Genomic DNA, 14,050 nt, shown 5'->3' with positions numbered 1-14,050 from the left:
CCACCCATTATGCGGCGGTCCGCCGCGCCCGCCGGGGCGCCGAGGCCCCGGGCCGGGCCGCCTTCACCGGTTCTCCCCCGTCCCCGGTGTCACATCTGCCGTCATATCCGCTTACGGTGGCCCGGCCGCCGCGACGGCCGTTTCGCGTCACTCCCCCGGTTCGCCGCTCCCGCCGCCGGCCAAGGCCCCGCCGCCCGACACGCCCCCGCCGCCGGCCAGCGCCCCGCCGCCCGACACGTCCCCGTCCCCGTCCCGATCCCCGTCACCGAAGGCCAGCGACACGTGGTCGCGGACCGGCCGGAACCCCAGATGCCGGTACAGCGCGTTGCTGACCGGATTGGCGAGGTCGGCGAAGAGCACGACATCGCGGGCGCCCGCGTCGAGCGCGGCGCGCGAGACGGCCGCGGTGGCGCCGCCCGCGTACCCGTGGCCCCGGTGCGCCGGCGGGGTGTAGACGGCGACCACCCGGACGGTGCCCGACGGGTCCGCCGCGTCGGCGGCCCTCCCGGCCATCGCGACGGGCTCGCCGTCCCGCTCCCACAGGGTGCGTCCGCCGAGCGCGATGGCGTCGTCCATGGCCCGCTCGTCGTCCACGGGCGGCTCGCCGATGTCGACGGTGAAGGCGCGGTGCCAGCGCAGCAGCAGCTCGCGGTCGGCGGGGCCCGCGACCCTGGCGCGGCCGGGCGGCGCGGGCCTGCGCGGGGTGAGGTCCCCGAGCCGGTAGAGCCGCATGGCGCGCTCGACCGTGACCTCGGCGCCGGTCCTCGCGGCCCAGGCCGCGCCGAACGCCTCGGCGCTCTCGCGCTCGCCGCGCACCCCGCCAGGGGCCTCGCCGGGCCAGACCTCGGCCAGCTCACCGGCCGCGGACGGAGGGCCGCCGGTCAGCAGCGGCGGATGCGGCGGCGTACGGAGGAAGGCCGCGGCGACCGCGGCGCCGGGTTCGGGGCGCCACCAGCCGAACAGCGGCGGCTTCCCGCCGTACGCGTCGAGCCCGCGGCGGCGCAGCGCGGCGGTGACGGTGACCGGCACCGAATTCTCCACAGGGCGCTCCCGCAGGAACGGTCCCGCCTCGGTCTCGAACGCGGTCAGGTCCGCGGTGATCGTCCAGCTCATCGGCCCATGGTGGCCCCGCGCCCGGGCGGCGCGCACGCCGTTTTCCGGTGTCGGCCGCGCGGGGCGGTCACGGCGTCAGCAGCCCCCGGCGCTCCAGCAGCGGCTCGGTGCGCGGCGGCCGGCCGCGGAAGGCGGCGAAGGCCGCCATCGGGTCGACGCTGCCGCCCCTGGAGAGCAGCGCGCGGCGGAAGGTGTCGCCGTTGGCGCGGCGCAGGCCGCCGTTGTCCTCGAACCAGGTGACGGTGTCGGCGTCCAGGACCTCGCTCCAGATGTAGGAGTAGTAGCCCGCGCTGTACTGGCTGGCGAAGACGTGCTGGAAGTACGTGGTCCGGTAGCGCGGCGGGATCGCGGGGTGGGCCAGTCCCGCCTTCTTGAGCGCCGCCGCCTCGAACGCCAGCGCGTCGCCGGGGTCGGTGCCCGCGGGCAGGGTGTGCCAGGCCCAGTCGAGCAGGGCGGCGGCGAGGTACTCGACGGTGGTGAAGCCCTGTCCGAACCGGGCGGCGTCCCGCATGCGGTGGACGACGTCGGCGGGCATCGGCTCGCCGGTCTCGTGGTGGACGGCGTAGCGCTCCAGGACCGAGGGCCACAACGACCACATCTCGTTGACCTGGGAGGGGTATTCGACGAAGTCGCTCGGCACGCTGGTGCCGGAGAAGTACGGGTAGCGGACGGCGGAGAACAGGCCGTGCAGCGCGTGCCCGAACTCGTGGAAGAGCGTGTCGACCTGACTGAACGTCAGCAGCGCGGGCTCACCGGCCGCGGGCCTGGCGATGTTGTGGTTGTTGACCACCACCGGTCGCTTGCCGAGCAGTTCCGACTGGCTGACCAGGGAATTCATCCAGGCCCCGCCGCGCTTGGACGCGCGGGCGAAGAAGTCGCCGAGGAAGAGGCCGAGGGGGCTGCCGTCGGCGTCGAAGACCTCGAAGACCCGGACGTCGGGGTGGTAGCCGACCAGGTCGGGGCGTTCGGTGACGGTGATGCCGTAGACCTCGTGGGCGGCGTGGAAGACCCCGTCGTGCAGCACCTTGTCGAGCGCGAAGTACGGGCGCAGCGCGGCCTCGTCGATGTTGTGGCGCTCCTTGCGGACCTTCTCCGCGTAGTACGACCAGTCCCATGCCTCGACGGGCCCGCCCGCCAGTTCCGCGAGGGCGTCCGCCTCACGCTCGGCGTTGGCCAGAGCGGGCGGCACCAGGCGGTCGAGCAGGTCGGTGACGGCCTGCGGGGTGCCCGCGGTGCGGTCGGCGACGACGTACGCGGCGTGGCTGGGGTAGCCGAGCAGCGCGGCGCGTTCGGCCCGCAGGGTGGCGATGGTGACGGCGAGCGGGCCGTTGGTGTCCTGGGCGCGGTTCAGGGACGCGGTGAGCAGGCGGCGGCGCACGTCGCGGTCGTCCAGCGAGCCGAGTTCGAGCTGGTTCGAGAAGTTGCGCAGGCTCAGTACGTAGGAGCCGTCGTGGCCGAGCGCGGTGCCGTTCTCGGCCGCGGCGGCGATCGCGCCCGCGGACAGGCCGGAGAGCTGGGCGGGGTCGTCGAGGACGAGGGCGGCGGCCTTGCTGGCGGCGACGATGTTCTGGCCGAAGGCGGTGGAGGCGGCGGCGATCTCGGCGTTCAGCTCGCGCAGCCTTCGCTGGCCGTCCGCGTCCAGCTCCGCGCCTGAGCGCTGGAAGGCGGTGCGGTAGCGCTCCAGCAGGCGCAGCGACTCGGCGTCGAGGCCGAGGGAGTCGCGGGTTTCGTACAGCGACGTGATCCGGGCGTAGAGGCCGGGGTTGAGGCGGACGGCGTCGTTGTGCGCGGCGAGCAGCGGGCTGATCCGTGACTCGGTCTCCTGCACGGCGGGGGTGATGTGCGCGGACGCCTGGTTGAAGAAGGCGGCACTCACCCGGGCGAGCAGCGCGCCCGAACGCTCCAGCGCGACGAGGGTGTTCTCGAAGGTCGCGGGCTCCGGGTCGGCCGCGATGGCCTCGACCTCCGCGAGGTGCTCCGCCAGGCCCTGCTCGAAGGCGGGCAGGTAGTGCTCGTCCCTGATGTCGGCGAACGGCGGCAGCTCGTACGGCAGCGGACTCGGGCTGAGGAACGGATTCGTCGTCACCCCGTCGACCCTACGCGGCGCCCTGCCCGCCGTCAGGCCGTGACGAGCGCTCGCGCGGATCGTGAAAAGCGCCCGCACAGGTCACTGACCTGTGCGGGCGCCGATGTGATGCCGGTACGGCGGCGGGACGGTGATGTGCTGCCGGTACGACGGTGGGACTGCGGTGCCGTGCGGCTACGGTCCCGGTGTCAGCCGCCACTCTTGCGACGGAATTCCCGCTGTCCTCCGGCCTTGCCGTGCGCGCCATGGATCTTGGACTGGTTGTTGCCGCCCGAGGCGGATCCCTTGCGCGCGCTCTGCTTGCGCTCCAGTGCCTCGCGGAACTTCCGCTTCACCTCGTCCTCGTCCGGCGCCTGCGCCTCGGCGTCCGAATCGGTCTCCGGTTCCGCCGCGGCGTCCTGCGGTGCTGCTTCAGCGGCCACGGTGGCCTCCTGCTCTTGGTCGGTCATGCCACCAGAGTCGCATGCCGGACGGCGTCGGCCCACCCGATATCGCCGGGGCACACGGCGCGTGTACGGTTCCGTTCACCACTTCCGGGGAGGATCAGACTGATGACCTGGCTGTTGTACGGCGCCACCGGCTACACCGGCCGCTTGATCGCCCGCCGCGCCGCAGCACTGGGACAGCGCCCTGTGCTGGCCGGTCGCAACGCCGCGAAACTGGTGCCGCTGGCCGCCGAACTGGGCCTGGAACACCGGGTGTTCGGTCTCGGTGACCCGGCCGCGATACGCCATGGACTGGACGGCGTGGAGACGGTGGCGCACTGCGCGGGCCCCTTCGCGCGCACCGCGCTGCCGATGGCGACCGCCTGTCTCGACTCCGGTACCCACTACGTGGACATCACCGGTGAGATCGATGTCTTCGAGTCGCTGCACGCGCTCGACGCGCGCGCGGAGAAGGCCGGGATCACCCTGCTGCCCGGCGCGGGCTTCGACGTGGTGCCGACCGACTGCGTCGCCGCGCTGCTCGCCGCCCGGCTGCCGGACGCGACCCAGCTCGACCTCGCCTTCCTGATCGGCGGCGGGGCGAGTCCCGGTACCGCGCGGACCGCGCTCGAAGGGATGGGCGTGGGCGGCAGGATCCGTACCGGCGGCGAGATCCGTACGGTGCCGGTCGGCTCCCGACAGGTGCAGGCCGCCTTCCCTTCCGGCACCCGCAAGGTCGTGTCGATCCCGTGGGGCGATGTCAGCACCGCCTACTACTCGACGGGCATTCCCGACGTGACCACGTACACCTATGTGCCCGTGCCGACGCCCGCGCTCGCCGCGAGCAGGCTGCTGCGGGTCGGGCCGCTGCGCGGGGCGCTGGCGGGCGTGGTCGGCAAGCTGGTGCGCGGTCCCGGCGAGCGCGCCCTGAGCGGGAGCCGCAGCGAGGTGTGGGGCCGCGCCCGCGACGCGGCCGGCAACACGGTGACCGCGACCCTCACCGGCCCCGGCCCGTACGGCATGACGGCCGATTCCGTGCTGCGGATCATCGGGCGGCTGCCGGGGCTGCCGACCGGCTTCCAGACGCCGTCGCTGGCGCTGGGCGCGGACTACGCGGGCACGCTGGACGGGGTGACGGTCACGGTGGAGGCGCTGGGCTGAGCGCGGCGCCGGGCGCGGTGTCCTGACGCGGCGCGGTGTGCTCACACGGCGCGGTGTCCTGACGCGGCGGGCGGTCCCACCCCGCAGGGGCCGCTCAGCCGCGGTTGCCGACCAGGAACAGCAGCCAGATGAAGAAGGCCAGCGCGTGGGCGACCACGACGTAGACCAGGACGCGCAGGACGACGCCGCGTTCCTTGCGCTTCTCGCTGCCGTTGGTGGTGCCGACCACCAGCGAGCGGGGCGGGGGCACCTGCTCGGGGGTCGGGGCGGGTGCCGGGTTCTGGCCGCTCATCGCCGGGCTCCTCTGGTCTCGTCGCCCCGGGCGCGTGCGCGGGGCTGATCCGTACGGTCCTGGTGGGTGCCGCGCGTGGGGTCGGCGCGGCCGGTACCGGTGCGCGGGGCGTCGGCGGGCGCGGGGCCCGCGGCGGCGTCCTGCGGGCTGACGCACAGGGCGGAGGTCTCGCTCTGCATGAGGGTGTGGACGAACAGCAGGTCCACTCCCCCGGCGTCCGCCGCCTCCAGCCGGTGCGGCACCAGCGAGTCGAAGTGCGCGGAGTCCCCCGCGCCCAGGGTGTGGCCGCGGTCGCCGAGGCTGAGCAGCAGCGTGCCCCCGGTCACGTACAGCCACTCCTCGCCGGGGTGGACGCGGACGAGCGCGCGCTGGGCGCCCGAGGGTATGTGCACGCGCAGCGCCTGCATCGCGCGGCCGGTGCCGCCCGCCCGCCAGTACGTCCAGCCGCCCGCGGGCACGGCCGTCATACGGTCGCCGCGTACGATGGGATCCGGCTCGGCCTCCGTCTCGCCCAGCAGGTCGGAGACGGTGGTGCCGTAGAGCCGGGCCAGGCCGAGCAGGACTGGCAGCGAGGGCTGGCGCAGGCCGGACTCCAGCCGGGACAGATGGGCCGCGGACAGCTCAAGCCGTCGGGCGGCGGTCTCCAGGGTGAGGCCGCTGGCGCGTCGCCGGTCCCGCAGGCGGGGCGCGAGGACGAGATGGTCCGTGGACAGCGCACCCGGGGGTGGCGCACTGTCCACGGAGTCGAGGATGTCCGTGCCGTGGGTGGCGTCCATGTCTTCCATGGAACAGCACGGCTTGCCTCTCAGGCAAACGAGTTACCTCAGAGGCAAAAACCCGCGGTGATCAGCGCTTGCGGCCGATGCCCCCGTAGACCCCGATCTTGCGCAGCTCGGCGGGCTTGAGCTCCGGGCCCTCCGGGTGCCAGAGCGGGACCTGGACCAGACCGGGCTCGATGAGGTCGTACCCGTCGAAGAAGGCGAGCACGTCGGCGTGGCTGCGGGCGGTCAGCGAGGCGGTGGCCTTCTTGTAGACCTCCATCACCTCGGGCGCCACGTCGGTGTGGAAGTCCGCGGTGGCGTGCGAGAGCACCAGGTAGCTGCCGGCCGGCAGCGCCTCGCGCAGCGTGCCGAGCATGCCCACCGGGTCCTCGGCGTCGGTGACGAAGTGCAGCACCGACACCAGCAGCAGCGCGACCGGCTCGTCGAAGTCGATCAGCTCGCTGATGGTGGGGTGCTCCAGGATCGTGCGCGGATCGCGCATGTCCCCGAGGAAGAAGCCGGTGTTGCCGGTGCCGATCAGGCGCGCCCCGGCGTGGGTGGCCACGATCGGGTCGTTGTCGATGTAGGCGATCCGGACGTCGGGCGAGACCGAGTGCGCGACCTCGTGGGTGTTCGGCGAGGTGGGTATGCCGGTGCCGATGTCGATGATCTGCCGGATTCCGCCCTCCACCAGGTGGCGGACGGCTCTGCTCAGGAACGCGCGGTTGGCGCGGGCGCCCAGGACCACGTCCGGGGCGACGTCGAGGACACGCTGAGCGGCTTCCCGGTCCACCTCGTAGTTGTCCCAACCACCGAGGAAGTAGTCGTACATACGGGCCGGATGCGGTTTGCTGGTGTCTATCTCGTCGACGGGGAATCCCTGGTCGGTCACGCCGTCCTCCGCTTCCTTCGCTTCTGCTGTGCCGCTGTGCTCTGTGCGTCATACGTGGTGCGTCCCGCGTCGTACGCGGCGCTTCGCGCGTGGGTGACACGCGGTCCTTCGTGCGTGGTGCTCATCCGAGGAGGAAATCCGCTTCGCCCGCCTTGGCGCCCTGGATGAAGGTGGTGATCTCGTGATTGGTGTAGATCAGCGCCGGACCGTCGGGGTCGGTCGACTGGCGCAGCGCCACCCGTCCGTCGTTCAGGCGTTTCGCTTCCACGCAGGAGCCGCCGTTGCCGCCGCTCCAGGGTTTGCGCCACCCGTCGGGACCGAGTTCGGTGGCGGGCATTCCGTTGTAGATGCCGTCGTGATGTCTGCCGTGGGCGGCGTCGTGCACGGTGTCGTAGATGTCGCCGTACCCGTACACGCCGTCGTTGCTGACGCGATCCATGGTTCAGATCTCCTTGCGCATGCCATCGAGGATGGCCTTGGTGCTCTGTGCCGGCGCGGCCTGCGCGCACATCCGGTCGAGTGCCTCCAGGAAGGTGGACACGTCGTCCCGCTCGTCGAAGTAGACGCCGCCCACCAGGCTCTCCGCGTAGGCGATGTCCGGGATCTCCTGGAGCTGGAACCGGAAGATGTGGAAGGGCCCGTACATGGCGGGGTGCGGGCCGGAGGCGAACGGGATGACCTGGAGGCGCACGTTCGGCAGCTCGGTCGCCTCGGCGAGGGCGTCGATCTGCTCGCGCATCACCCGCCGGCCGCCGATGGGGCGGCGCAGCACAGTCTCGTCCATGACGACCCACAGCAGCGGGGCCTCGTGCTTGCGCACCAGCGTCTGGCGCTCGACGCGCAGTTCGACCAGGCGGTCTATCTCCTCGGCCGCCGCGTGCGGCATCCCCGCGCGCAGTACGGCGCGCGCGTACGCGGGGGTCTGGAGCAGGCCGGGCACGTAGTGCGGCTCGTAGGCGCGGATGACGGTGGCCTCGCCCTCCAGGCTGACGAAGGCGCTGAACCAGTCCGGCAGGACGTCGCGGAAGCTGTGCCACCAGCCGGGCCGGTTGGCCTCGCGGGCCAGGGCCAGGAAGCCGCCGATCTCCTCGGGAGTGGTGATTCCGTAGGTGATCAGGAGTTTTTCGACATAGGGGATCTTCAGCCCGACTTCGGCCTTTTCCATCCGCCGGATCGTGGCGTGGGTGACATCGAGGGCCTGCCCGGCCTGTTCGAAGCTGAGCCCGGCCCGCTCGCGGAGGTCCTGGAGTCGCTTGCCGAGCACCATGCGCAGGACGGTCGGAGCGCCGCCCGGCCGCGGGTCCATCACGTGGCTCAACCCCCAACTCCCTTGACTGATAAGCAGTGTGGCATGTCGTCAGCGTCAGCGACAGCGTGTTCTGTTGAATTTGCAAATTACAGAACGGACCTTGCCATGTGTCCGGCACGAGCCCCATAGTTACGGAGTGGTTCCTTCACCCAACGCTCTCCGACGCGAGCGCCATGACACCGGTGGCGGCTGTGGCCGCCACGACGTCTTTCGGCTGCCCGCGCAGAGCGCTTCGGTGGCCGACGCCCGGGGCCGGATACGCGACCGGCTGAGCGAGTGGAACGTGTGCCCCGAACTGGTGGACGACGCGAGCCTGGTGGTGACCGAACTGTTCACCAACGCGGTGCGGCACACCGACAGCGAGAAGATCACCTGCGTCGTGCACCAGCGCGGCGCGGTGATACGGCTGGAAGTGACCGACCAGGGCCGGGGCTCCAGCAGGCCCGAACCGTGCGACGCGGGCGCGGACGAGGAGGGCGGTCGCGGACTGCTCCTGGTGAGCGTGCTGGCGACGGCCTGGGGATCGGAACCCGCGGAAGACGGGACAGGGCGCGTGGTGTGGGCCGAACTGGCCGTACACCCCGCGCCCTCGTGTTAGCTACAGCGGCAGCAGATCGGGCCGCTTCGGCTCGACGTCGTCGCCGGAGGACTCCCCGCGCAGCCGCCGTCCGATCCACGGCACCAGATACTCCCTGGCCCACTGGATGTTGTCCTTGCGCACCGCGGAGGCCGGCCGCTGGGACAGCGGCGGCCACGCCTGGTCGGGGTCGGCGGGCACGTCGAGGCCGAGCACCTGCGCGGCGCGCAGCGCGACCCTGGTGTGCCCCTCGGGCGACAGGTGGAGCCGGTCGTCGCTCCAGGCCCTGCGGTCCTGCACCGAACGCAGCGACCACAGGTCGAGCACCGGACAGTCGTAGCGGTCGGCGATGGACCTGACATGCGCGGTGTACGTGGCGATCTTGCCGCGCAGGTGCCGCAGCACGGGTACGTCGCGGGTGTCGAAGCCCGTACAGACCAGCACCGTGCCGACGGCGCCGCTGAGATCGGCGACGGCGGCCTCGAAGCGCTCGGCGATGGCGTCGGGGTCACCGCCGGGGCGCAGGATGTCGTTGCCCCCGGCGCAGAAGGTCACCAGGTCGGGAGCGAGTTCCTTGGCGCGCGGCACCTGCGCGGCCACGATCTGGTCGAGCAGCCGGCCGCGGACCGCGAGATTGGCGTAGCGGAAGGTGTGTTCCTCGCGCCGGTCGGCGAGGAGTACGGCCAGGCGGTCGGCCCAGCCCACGTACATACCGTCAGGACCGGGGTCGCCGACGCCTTCGGTGAAGCTGTCCCCCACCGCGGTGTACGACCCGATCGCACCGTTGTCGTCTGTTTGCGAATCGTCAGCCACGTCGGACCATCTTTCTCCTCCGGGTGTGACTTACGCGACCGTAAGGAGGGGTTGACGCGACGTGATTCATCCCACCAGGTCAAAGCCGCCAGGAAGGAATAGGCCGCCTGATGACGGCGCACCGGACACATACCGTTCGGTACGTGGTGTTCCGCGCTGCCGTATCGTCGGCAGTGCCCCAGGTCGCGACGTATGAGAGGTAGGAGGATCACCGGTGACGCAGGAATTGCCGCGGACCGACCCGACCGGATCCGAGCCGATAGCCGAGGCGCTGTCAGAGCCCGAACTGACCGGTGTGCGGAATTTCCGGGACGTCGGGGGTCTGCCCACGACGGACGGGCGCCGGGTACGGCCGGGCGTGCTGTTCCGCAGCGGTCACCTCGCGCACGCCGACGCCGACGCCATCGCGTTCCTCACCGGGCTCGGCCTGCACACGATCTTCGACTTCCGCAACCGGGACGACATCCGCGTCGAGGGCCCGGACGTCGACCTGCCGGGCACCGTCAATGTGAACCTCCCGCTCAGCGACCCGGCGAACAACAACAACGCCGGTTTCTGGCACACCGTCCGCAACGGCGACCTGGCCGCGCTGGAGGAGGTGCTGGGCGAGGGGCGCGCCGCGGAGCGGATGGCGCAGTCCTACCGCACGTTGATCCGCGAGCGCACCGCGGAGCACGCCCGGATGCTCGAACTGCTCACCGAGCCCGCCGACCCGGCCGTCCCCGCGCTGCTGCACTGCGCCGCGGGCAAGGACCGCGCGGGTACGTCGATCGCGATCATCCTGCTGGCGCTGGGCGTCGAGCGCGCCGCCATCGAGGCGGACTACCTGGAGAGCAACGCGCCGCACCGCCGCTACCGGGTGCGCCGCGGCGACGGCAGCACCGGCTCCGAGATCGACCCGGCGGTGATGGCGCTGCTCGACCCGCTCTTCGAGGCGCGGGCGGAGTACCTGCGGGCCGCCTTCGAGACCATCGACGAGGAGTGGGGCTCGGTCGACCGCTATCTGGAGGAGGGCCTGGGCCTGACGAAGGAGCGGCGCGAGCGGCTGCGGGACGTGCTGCTGACGGACTGAGACCCCCGGGGGCCCGTACGCGCGGCGTACGGGCCCCCGTCCGTGTCCCGGCGGTGCGCCTCAGCGGTTGGCGACCGCCTGCTTGACCAGCGTGCGGCCGAAGTCCCACATCAGGCCGCCCCCACCGTGCGCGTCGTCCATGACGGCGGTGAAGGCCGTCACGAAGCGGTCGACGTCCGCCTCGTTCACGACCAGCGGCGGGATCAGCTTGATGACCTCGACGTGGTCGCCGGAGACCTGGGTGAGGATGTGGTGCCGCTGGAGCAGCGGCACCACGACCATCTGCGCGAAGAGCCCCTTGCGGGCGGCCTGGAGCATCGTCCAACGGCTGCGCAGGCCGAGCGACTTGGGGCGGCCGAATTCGATGCCGACCATCAGGCCGCGACCGCGGACGTCCTTCAGGAACTCGTACTGGTCGGTGAGCGCGGCCAGCCGGGTGCGCAGCAGGTCGCCCATCAGCCGGGAGTTCTCGACCAGCCGCTCGTCCTCCACCACCGACAGTGTGGCCAGTCCCGCCGCCATCGCCTGGGCGTTGGACCCGAAGCTGGCGGAGTGCACCAGGACCCGGTCCATGGAGGAGTAGACCTTCTTGAAGATCCAGTCCTTGCCGAGCGTGGCGCCGACCGGCACGTATCCGCCGGAGAGCGTCTTGGCGACGGTCAGCAGGTCGGGCTCGACGCCCTCCTCCTGCTGGTAGGCGTAGAAGGTGCCGGTGCGGCCGATGCCGGTCTGCACCTCGTCGCAGATGAGCAGCGCCTTGTGCTTGTGCAGCAACTCCTGGGCGGCGCGCAGGTATCCGGGCGGCGGGATGTAGACGCCGTGGCCCTGGATCGGCTCGATGATCATCGCGGCCACGTCGCCGCGCTTCAACTCCCGTGCGAGCGCTTCGAGATCGCCCACCTCGATCGGGGTGTCGGGCAGCAGCGGTGCGAAGCCGTCCTGGAATCCGGCCTCGCCGTTGACGGACAGCGACCCGGTGGTCAGCCCGTGGAAGGAGTGCTTGCAGTACAGGACGCGCGTCTTGCCGGTGGCGTACCGGGCGAATTTCAGCGCGGTCTCGACGGCCTCGGTGCCGCTGTTGCCGAAGAACACCCGGTCCAGGTGCGGCGAGTGGGCGAGCAGCTTCTCGGCGAGCAGGCCGGGCAGCGGCTGGCAGTCGAAGCGGGTCAGGTCCGCGAGCCCCGCGTCGAGCACGTCGTGCAGCGCCTTGCGGACCACCGGGTGGTGCCGTCCGACGCCCATCACGCCGAATCCGGCGAGCATGTCCAGGTAGTCGTTGCCGTCGGCGTCCCAGAAGTGCGCGCCCTCGGCCCGCTCGTAGACCTTGTCGAAGCCGATGGTGTGCAGCATCCGCGGAAGCTGGTGGTTCAGGTGCTTGGCGTGCAGGTCGTAGCGCTCGCCGCCGCGCTCGGCGAGCAGCGTCGCCAGGTCGAACCCCTTGGCCGGGCCGGGCACTTCGCCGCCGCCGGCCTGCGGGGCGGGCCCTTCGCCCACGCTGCTCTCAGACGATGTCATCGCTCACCTGCTCCTTGCGTACGTGAATGGGTACGGCCTCCCGCGCGGTGTCGTCCGCGGCCCCGGCCGGTTCCCCGACCGTCACCGTACGCGCGCCGCCGTTCCGGGTGTCGGTACGGGTGTCGATACGGGTCAGGGCCGCGCCGATCCGACCCGCGATCTCGGCGGGGGTCAGTCCGATGTCGGCCAGCACCTCGGCGCGCTTGGCGTGCGCGAGGAACTGCTGCGGGATGCCGAAGTCGCGCAGCGGCACGTCCACACCCGCGTCGCGCAGCGCCTGCGCGACGGTCGAACCGACGCCGCCCGCGCGGCCGTTGTCCTCCACGACGGCCACCATGCGGTGGCGCGCGGCCAGTTCGGGCAGCGCCGGGTCGACCGGCTTGACCCAGCGCGGGTCGACGACGGTGACGCCGATACCGCGGCCGGCCAGCAGTTCCGCGACCGACAGGCAGGTGGCGCCGAGCGCGCCGACCGAGACCAGCAGCACGTCGGACGTCTCGCCCTCGGACGGCCGGTGCAGCACGTCCATGCCGCCGACCCGGTCGACGGCGGGCAGCGGCTCGCCGACGGTCTCCTTCGGGAAGCGGATCACGGTGGGCGCGTCGTCCACGTCGAGGGCTTCGCGCAGTTGGGCACGCAGTTGGTCGGCGTCGCGCGGCGCGGCGATCCGCAGTCCCGGCACGACCTGGAGGATCGACATGTCCCACATGCCGTTGTGCGAGGCGCCGTCGACCCCGGTCACCCCGGCCCGGTCGAGGACGAAGGTGACTCCGCACTTGTGCAGGGCCACGTCCATCAGGACCTGGTCGAAGGCGCGGTTGAGGAAGGTCGCGTAGACCGCGACCACCGGGTGCAGTCCGCCGGTGGCCAGGCCCGCGGCCGAGGTCGCGGCGTGCTGTTCGGCGATGCCGACGTCGTAGACCCGGTGCGGGTACGCCTTCGCGAAGGCTTCGAGTCCGACCGGTTGCAGCATGGCCGCGGTGATCGCCACGACGTCGGGCCGCTCGGCGCCGACCCGGACCATCTCCTTGCCGAAGACGGAGGTCCACGACGGGCCGCCGACCGGGGCGAGCGGGCGGCCGGTGAGCGGGTTGATCGCGCCGACGGTGTGGAAGCGGTCCGCCTCGTCCTGCTCGGCGGCCGGGTAGCCGCGGCCCTTCTCGGTGAGGCAGTGCACCAGCACCGGGCCGCTGAACCGCTTGGCGCGGCGCAGCGCGGTCTCGACGGCGGCGATGTCGTGGCCGTCGATCGGGCCGACGTACTTCAGGCCCAGGTCCTCGAACATGCCCTGCGGGGCGAAGGAGTCCTTGAAGCCCTTCTTCGCGCCGTGCAGCGACTCGTAGAGCGGCTGCCCGATGACCGGGGTCTGCTGGAGGACGCTCTTGCCCCAGGACAGGAAGCGTTCGTAGCCGTCGGTGGTGCGCAGCGTGGTGAGGTGGTTGGCCAGACCGCCGATGGTCGGGGCGTACGACCGCTCGTTGTCGTTGACGACGATGATCAGCGGGCGGTCCCGGCCCGCGGCGATGTTGTTCAGCGCCTCCCAGGCCATGCCGCCGGTGAGCGCGCCGTCGCCGATGACGGCGACCACATGGTCGTCGCCGCCCTTGACCTGGTTGGCCTTGGCGAGGCCGTCGGCCCAGCCGAGGACGGTGGAGGCGTGGCTGTTCTCGATCACGTCGTGCTCGGACTCGGCGCGGCAGGGGTAGCCGGACAGGCCGCCCTTGCTGCGCAGTTTGGAGAAGTCCTGGCGGCCGGTGAGCAGTTTGTGGACGTAGGACTGGTGGCCGGTGTCCCACAGGATCCGGTCGGCGGGCGAGTCGAAGACGCGGTGGAGCGCGATCGTCAGCTCCACCACCCCCAGATTCGGTCCCAGGTGGCCGCCGGTCCTGGCCACGGCCTGGACCAGGAACTGCCGGATGTCGGCGGCCAGTTCGTCGAGCCGGCCTTCGGGCAGTGCCTTCAGGTCGCGCGGGCTTCGGATGTTCTCCAGCATCGACATAAGTGGACCTCGTTCCCCCTGCCGGGATTGCTATG

14 protein-coding genes are annotated in these 14,050 nt (G+C 71.9%); 3 read left to right on the top strand and 11 right to left on the bottom strand.

Going from position 1 to position 14,050, the window contains the following annotated elements; genetic code table 11:
• Positions 1-147: 147 nt before the first annotated feature.
• The 3 genes from ACFZAM_RS33365 to ACFZAM_RS33355 form a co-directional block, all read right to left on the bottom strand.
• Positions 148-1,113 (bottom strand): GNAT family N-acetyltransferase, encoded by a 966-nt coding sequence (locus ACFZAM_RS33365; protein WP_391051436.1) that lies wholly within the window; start codon positions 1,111-1,113, stop codon positions 148-150.
• Positions 1,114-1,180: 67 nt separating this feature from the next.
• The gene (locus ACFZAM_RS33360) at positions 1,181-3,199 is read right to left on the bottom strand and encodes a M3 family metallopeptidase (protein WP_391051434.1); all 2,019 of its coding nucleotides are present in this window, start codon (positions 3,197-3,199) and stop codon (positions 1,181-1,183) included.
• Positions 3,200-3,387: 188 nt separating this feature from the next.
• Positions 3,388-3,648, bottom strand: coding sequence for a DUF5302 domain-containing protein (locus tag ACFZAM_RS33355; protein ID WP_355342836.1), 261 nt, complete (start codon positions 3,646-3,648; stop codon positions 3,388-3,390).
• 102 nt (positions 3,649-3,750) lie between these two features.
• On the opposite strand from ACFZAM_RS33355, the gene ACFZAM_RS33350 reads away from it, so the two are divergent.
• Entirely contained in the window at positions 3,751-4,785 is a 1,035-nt protein-coding gene (locus ACFZAM_RS33350; protein ID WP_188279675.1) for a trans-acting enoyl reductase family protein, read from the top strand.
• Between the two features lie 94 nt (positions 4,786-4,879).
• Here ACFZAM_RS33350 and ACFZAM_RS33345 read toward each other — a convergent pair whose 3' ends face one another.
• The 5 genes from ACFZAM_RS33345 to ACFZAM_RS33325 form a co-directional block, all read right to left on the bottom strand.
• Entirely contained in the window at positions 4,880-5,077 is a 198-nt protein-coding gene (locus tag ACFZAM_RS33345; RefSeq protein WP_355342840.1) for a DUF6126 family protein, read from the bottom strand.
• Positions 5,074-5,853: a helix-turn-helix domain-containing protein gene (locus ACFZAM_RS33340; RefSeq protein ID WP_391051431.1), complete on the bottom strand. Its 780-nt coding sequence runs from the start codon at positions 5,851-5,853 to the stop codon at positions 5,074-5,076. Before ACFZAM_RS33340 ends, ACFZAM_RS33345 begins: the two co-directional genes overlap by 4 nt.
• Positions 5,854-5,923: 70 nt before the next feature.
• Complete coding sequence (locus ACFZAM_RS33335; RefSeq protein WP_391051429.1) at positions 5,924-6,730, bottom strand: SAM-dependent methyltransferase; 807 nt, start codon at positions 6,728-6,730, stop codon at positions 5,924-5,926.
• Positions 6,731-6,851: 121 nt separating this feature from the next.
• Positions 6,852-7,067 carry a DUF397 domain-containing protein gene (locus ACFZAM_RS33330; protein WP_355342882.1) on the bottom strand — a complete coding sequence of 72 codons (216 nt, stop codon included), beginning with the start codon at positions 7,065-7,067 and terminating at the stop codon, positions 6,852-6,854.
• 105 nt (positions 7,068-7,172) lie between these two features.
• A complete protein-coding gene (locus ACFZAM_RS33325) occupies positions 7,173-7,997 on the bottom strand; it encodes a helix-turn-helix transcriptional regulator (RefSeq protein WP_355342885.1) in 825 nt (274 codons plus the stop codon).
• A 178-nt stretch (positions 7,998-8,175) separates the two neighbouring features.
• Between ACFZAM_RS33325 and ACFZAM_RS33320 the strand changes: the two genes are divergently transcribed.
• Positions 8,176-8,637 (top strand): ATP-binding protein, encoded by a 462-nt coding sequence (locus tag ACFZAM_RS33320; protein WP_355342846.1) that lies wholly within the window; start codon positions 8,176-8,178, stop codon positions 8,635-8,637.
• Here ACFZAM_RS33320 and ACFZAM_RS33315 read toward each other — a convergent pair whose 3' ends face one another.
• On the bottom strand, positions 8,638-9,429 hold the full coding sequence (locus ACFZAM_RS33315) for a GDSL-type esterase/lipase family protein (protein WP_391051426.1): 792 nt from the start codon (positions 9,427-9,429) through the stop codon (positions 8,638-8,640).
• A gap of 214 nt (positions 9,430-9,643) precedes the next feature.
• On the opposite strand from ACFZAM_RS33315, the gene ACFZAM_RS33310 reads away from it, so the two are divergent.
• Positions 9,644-10,501, top strand: coding sequence for a tyrosine-protein phosphatase (locus ACFZAM_RS33310; RefSeq protein ID WP_391051424.1), 858 nt, complete (start codon positions 9,644-9,646; stop codon positions 10,499-10,501).
• Between the two features lie 60 nt (positions 10,502-10,561).
• On the opposite strand, the gene ACFZAM_RS33305 is transcribed toward ACFZAM_RS33310, so the two are convergent.
• Positions 10,562-12,016, bottom strand: a complete 1,455-nt coding sequence (locus tag ACFZAM_RS33305) for an aspartate aminotransferase family protein (RefSeq protein ID WP_355342852.1) — start codon at positions 12,014-12,016, stop codon at positions 10,562-10,564.
• Positions 12,003-14,015: a 1-deoxy-D-xylulose-5-phosphate synthase gene (gene dxs / locus ACFZAM_RS33300; RefSeq protein WP_391051421.1), complete on the bottom strand. Its 2,013-nt coding sequence runs from the start codon at positions 14,013-14,015 to the stop codon at positions 12,003-12,005. Before dxs ends, ACFZAM_RS33305 begins: the two co-directional genes overlap by 14 nt.
• Positions 14,016-14,050: the final 35 nt, after the last annotated feature.

The organism is Streptomyces sp. NPDC008079 (assembly GCF_042957385.1).
Classification (GTDB): Bacteria; Actinomycetota; Actinomycetes; order Streptomycetales; family Streptomycetaceae; genus Actinacidiphila.
Note: the sequence above shows the minus strand (reverse complement) of the source record. Positions and strands in the feature narration are given on the sequence as shown.

Excerpts from the sequence above, each read along its gene's own strand:
- dxs (WP_391051421.1), bottom strand. The coding sequence starts at position 14,015 with ATGTCGATGCTGGAGAACATCCGAAGCCCGCGCGACCTGAAGGCACTG.
- ACFZAM_RS33365 (WP_391051436.1), bottom strand. The coding sequence starts at position 1,113 with ATGAGCTGGACGATCACCGCGGACCTGACCGCGTTCGAGACCGAGGCG.
- ACFZAM_RS33325 (WP_355342885.1), bottom strand. The coding sequence starts at position 7,997 with ATGGTGCTCGGCAAGCGACTCCAGGACCTCCGCGAGCGGGCCGGGCTC.
- ACFZAM_RS33355 (WP_355342836.1), bottom strand. The coding sequence starts at position 3,648 with ATGACCGACCAAGAGCAGGAGGCCACCGTGGCCGCTGAAGCAGCACCG.
- ACFZAM_RS33345 (WP_355342840.1), bottom strand. The coding sequence starts at position 5,077 with ATGAGCGGCCAGAACCCGGCACCCGCCCCGACCCCCGAGCAGGTGCCC.
- ACFZAM_RS33305 (WP_355342852.1), bottom strand. The coding sequence starts at position 12,016 with ATGACATCGTCTGAGAGCAGCGTGGGCGAAGGGCCCGCCCCGCAGGCC.
- ACFZAM_RS33350 (WP_188279675.1), top strand. The coding sequence starts at position 3,751 with ATGACCTGGCTGTTGTACGGCGCCACCGGCTACACCGGCCGCTTGATC.
- ACFZAM_RS33330 (WP_355342882.1), bottom strand. The coding sequence starts at position 7,067 with ATGCCCGCCACCGAACTCGGTCCCGACGGGTGGCGCAAACCCTGGAGC.
- ACFZAM_RS33340 (WP_391051431.1), bottom strand. The coding sequence starts at position 5,853 with ATGGACGCCACCCACGGCACGGACATCCTCGACTCCGTGGACAGTGCG.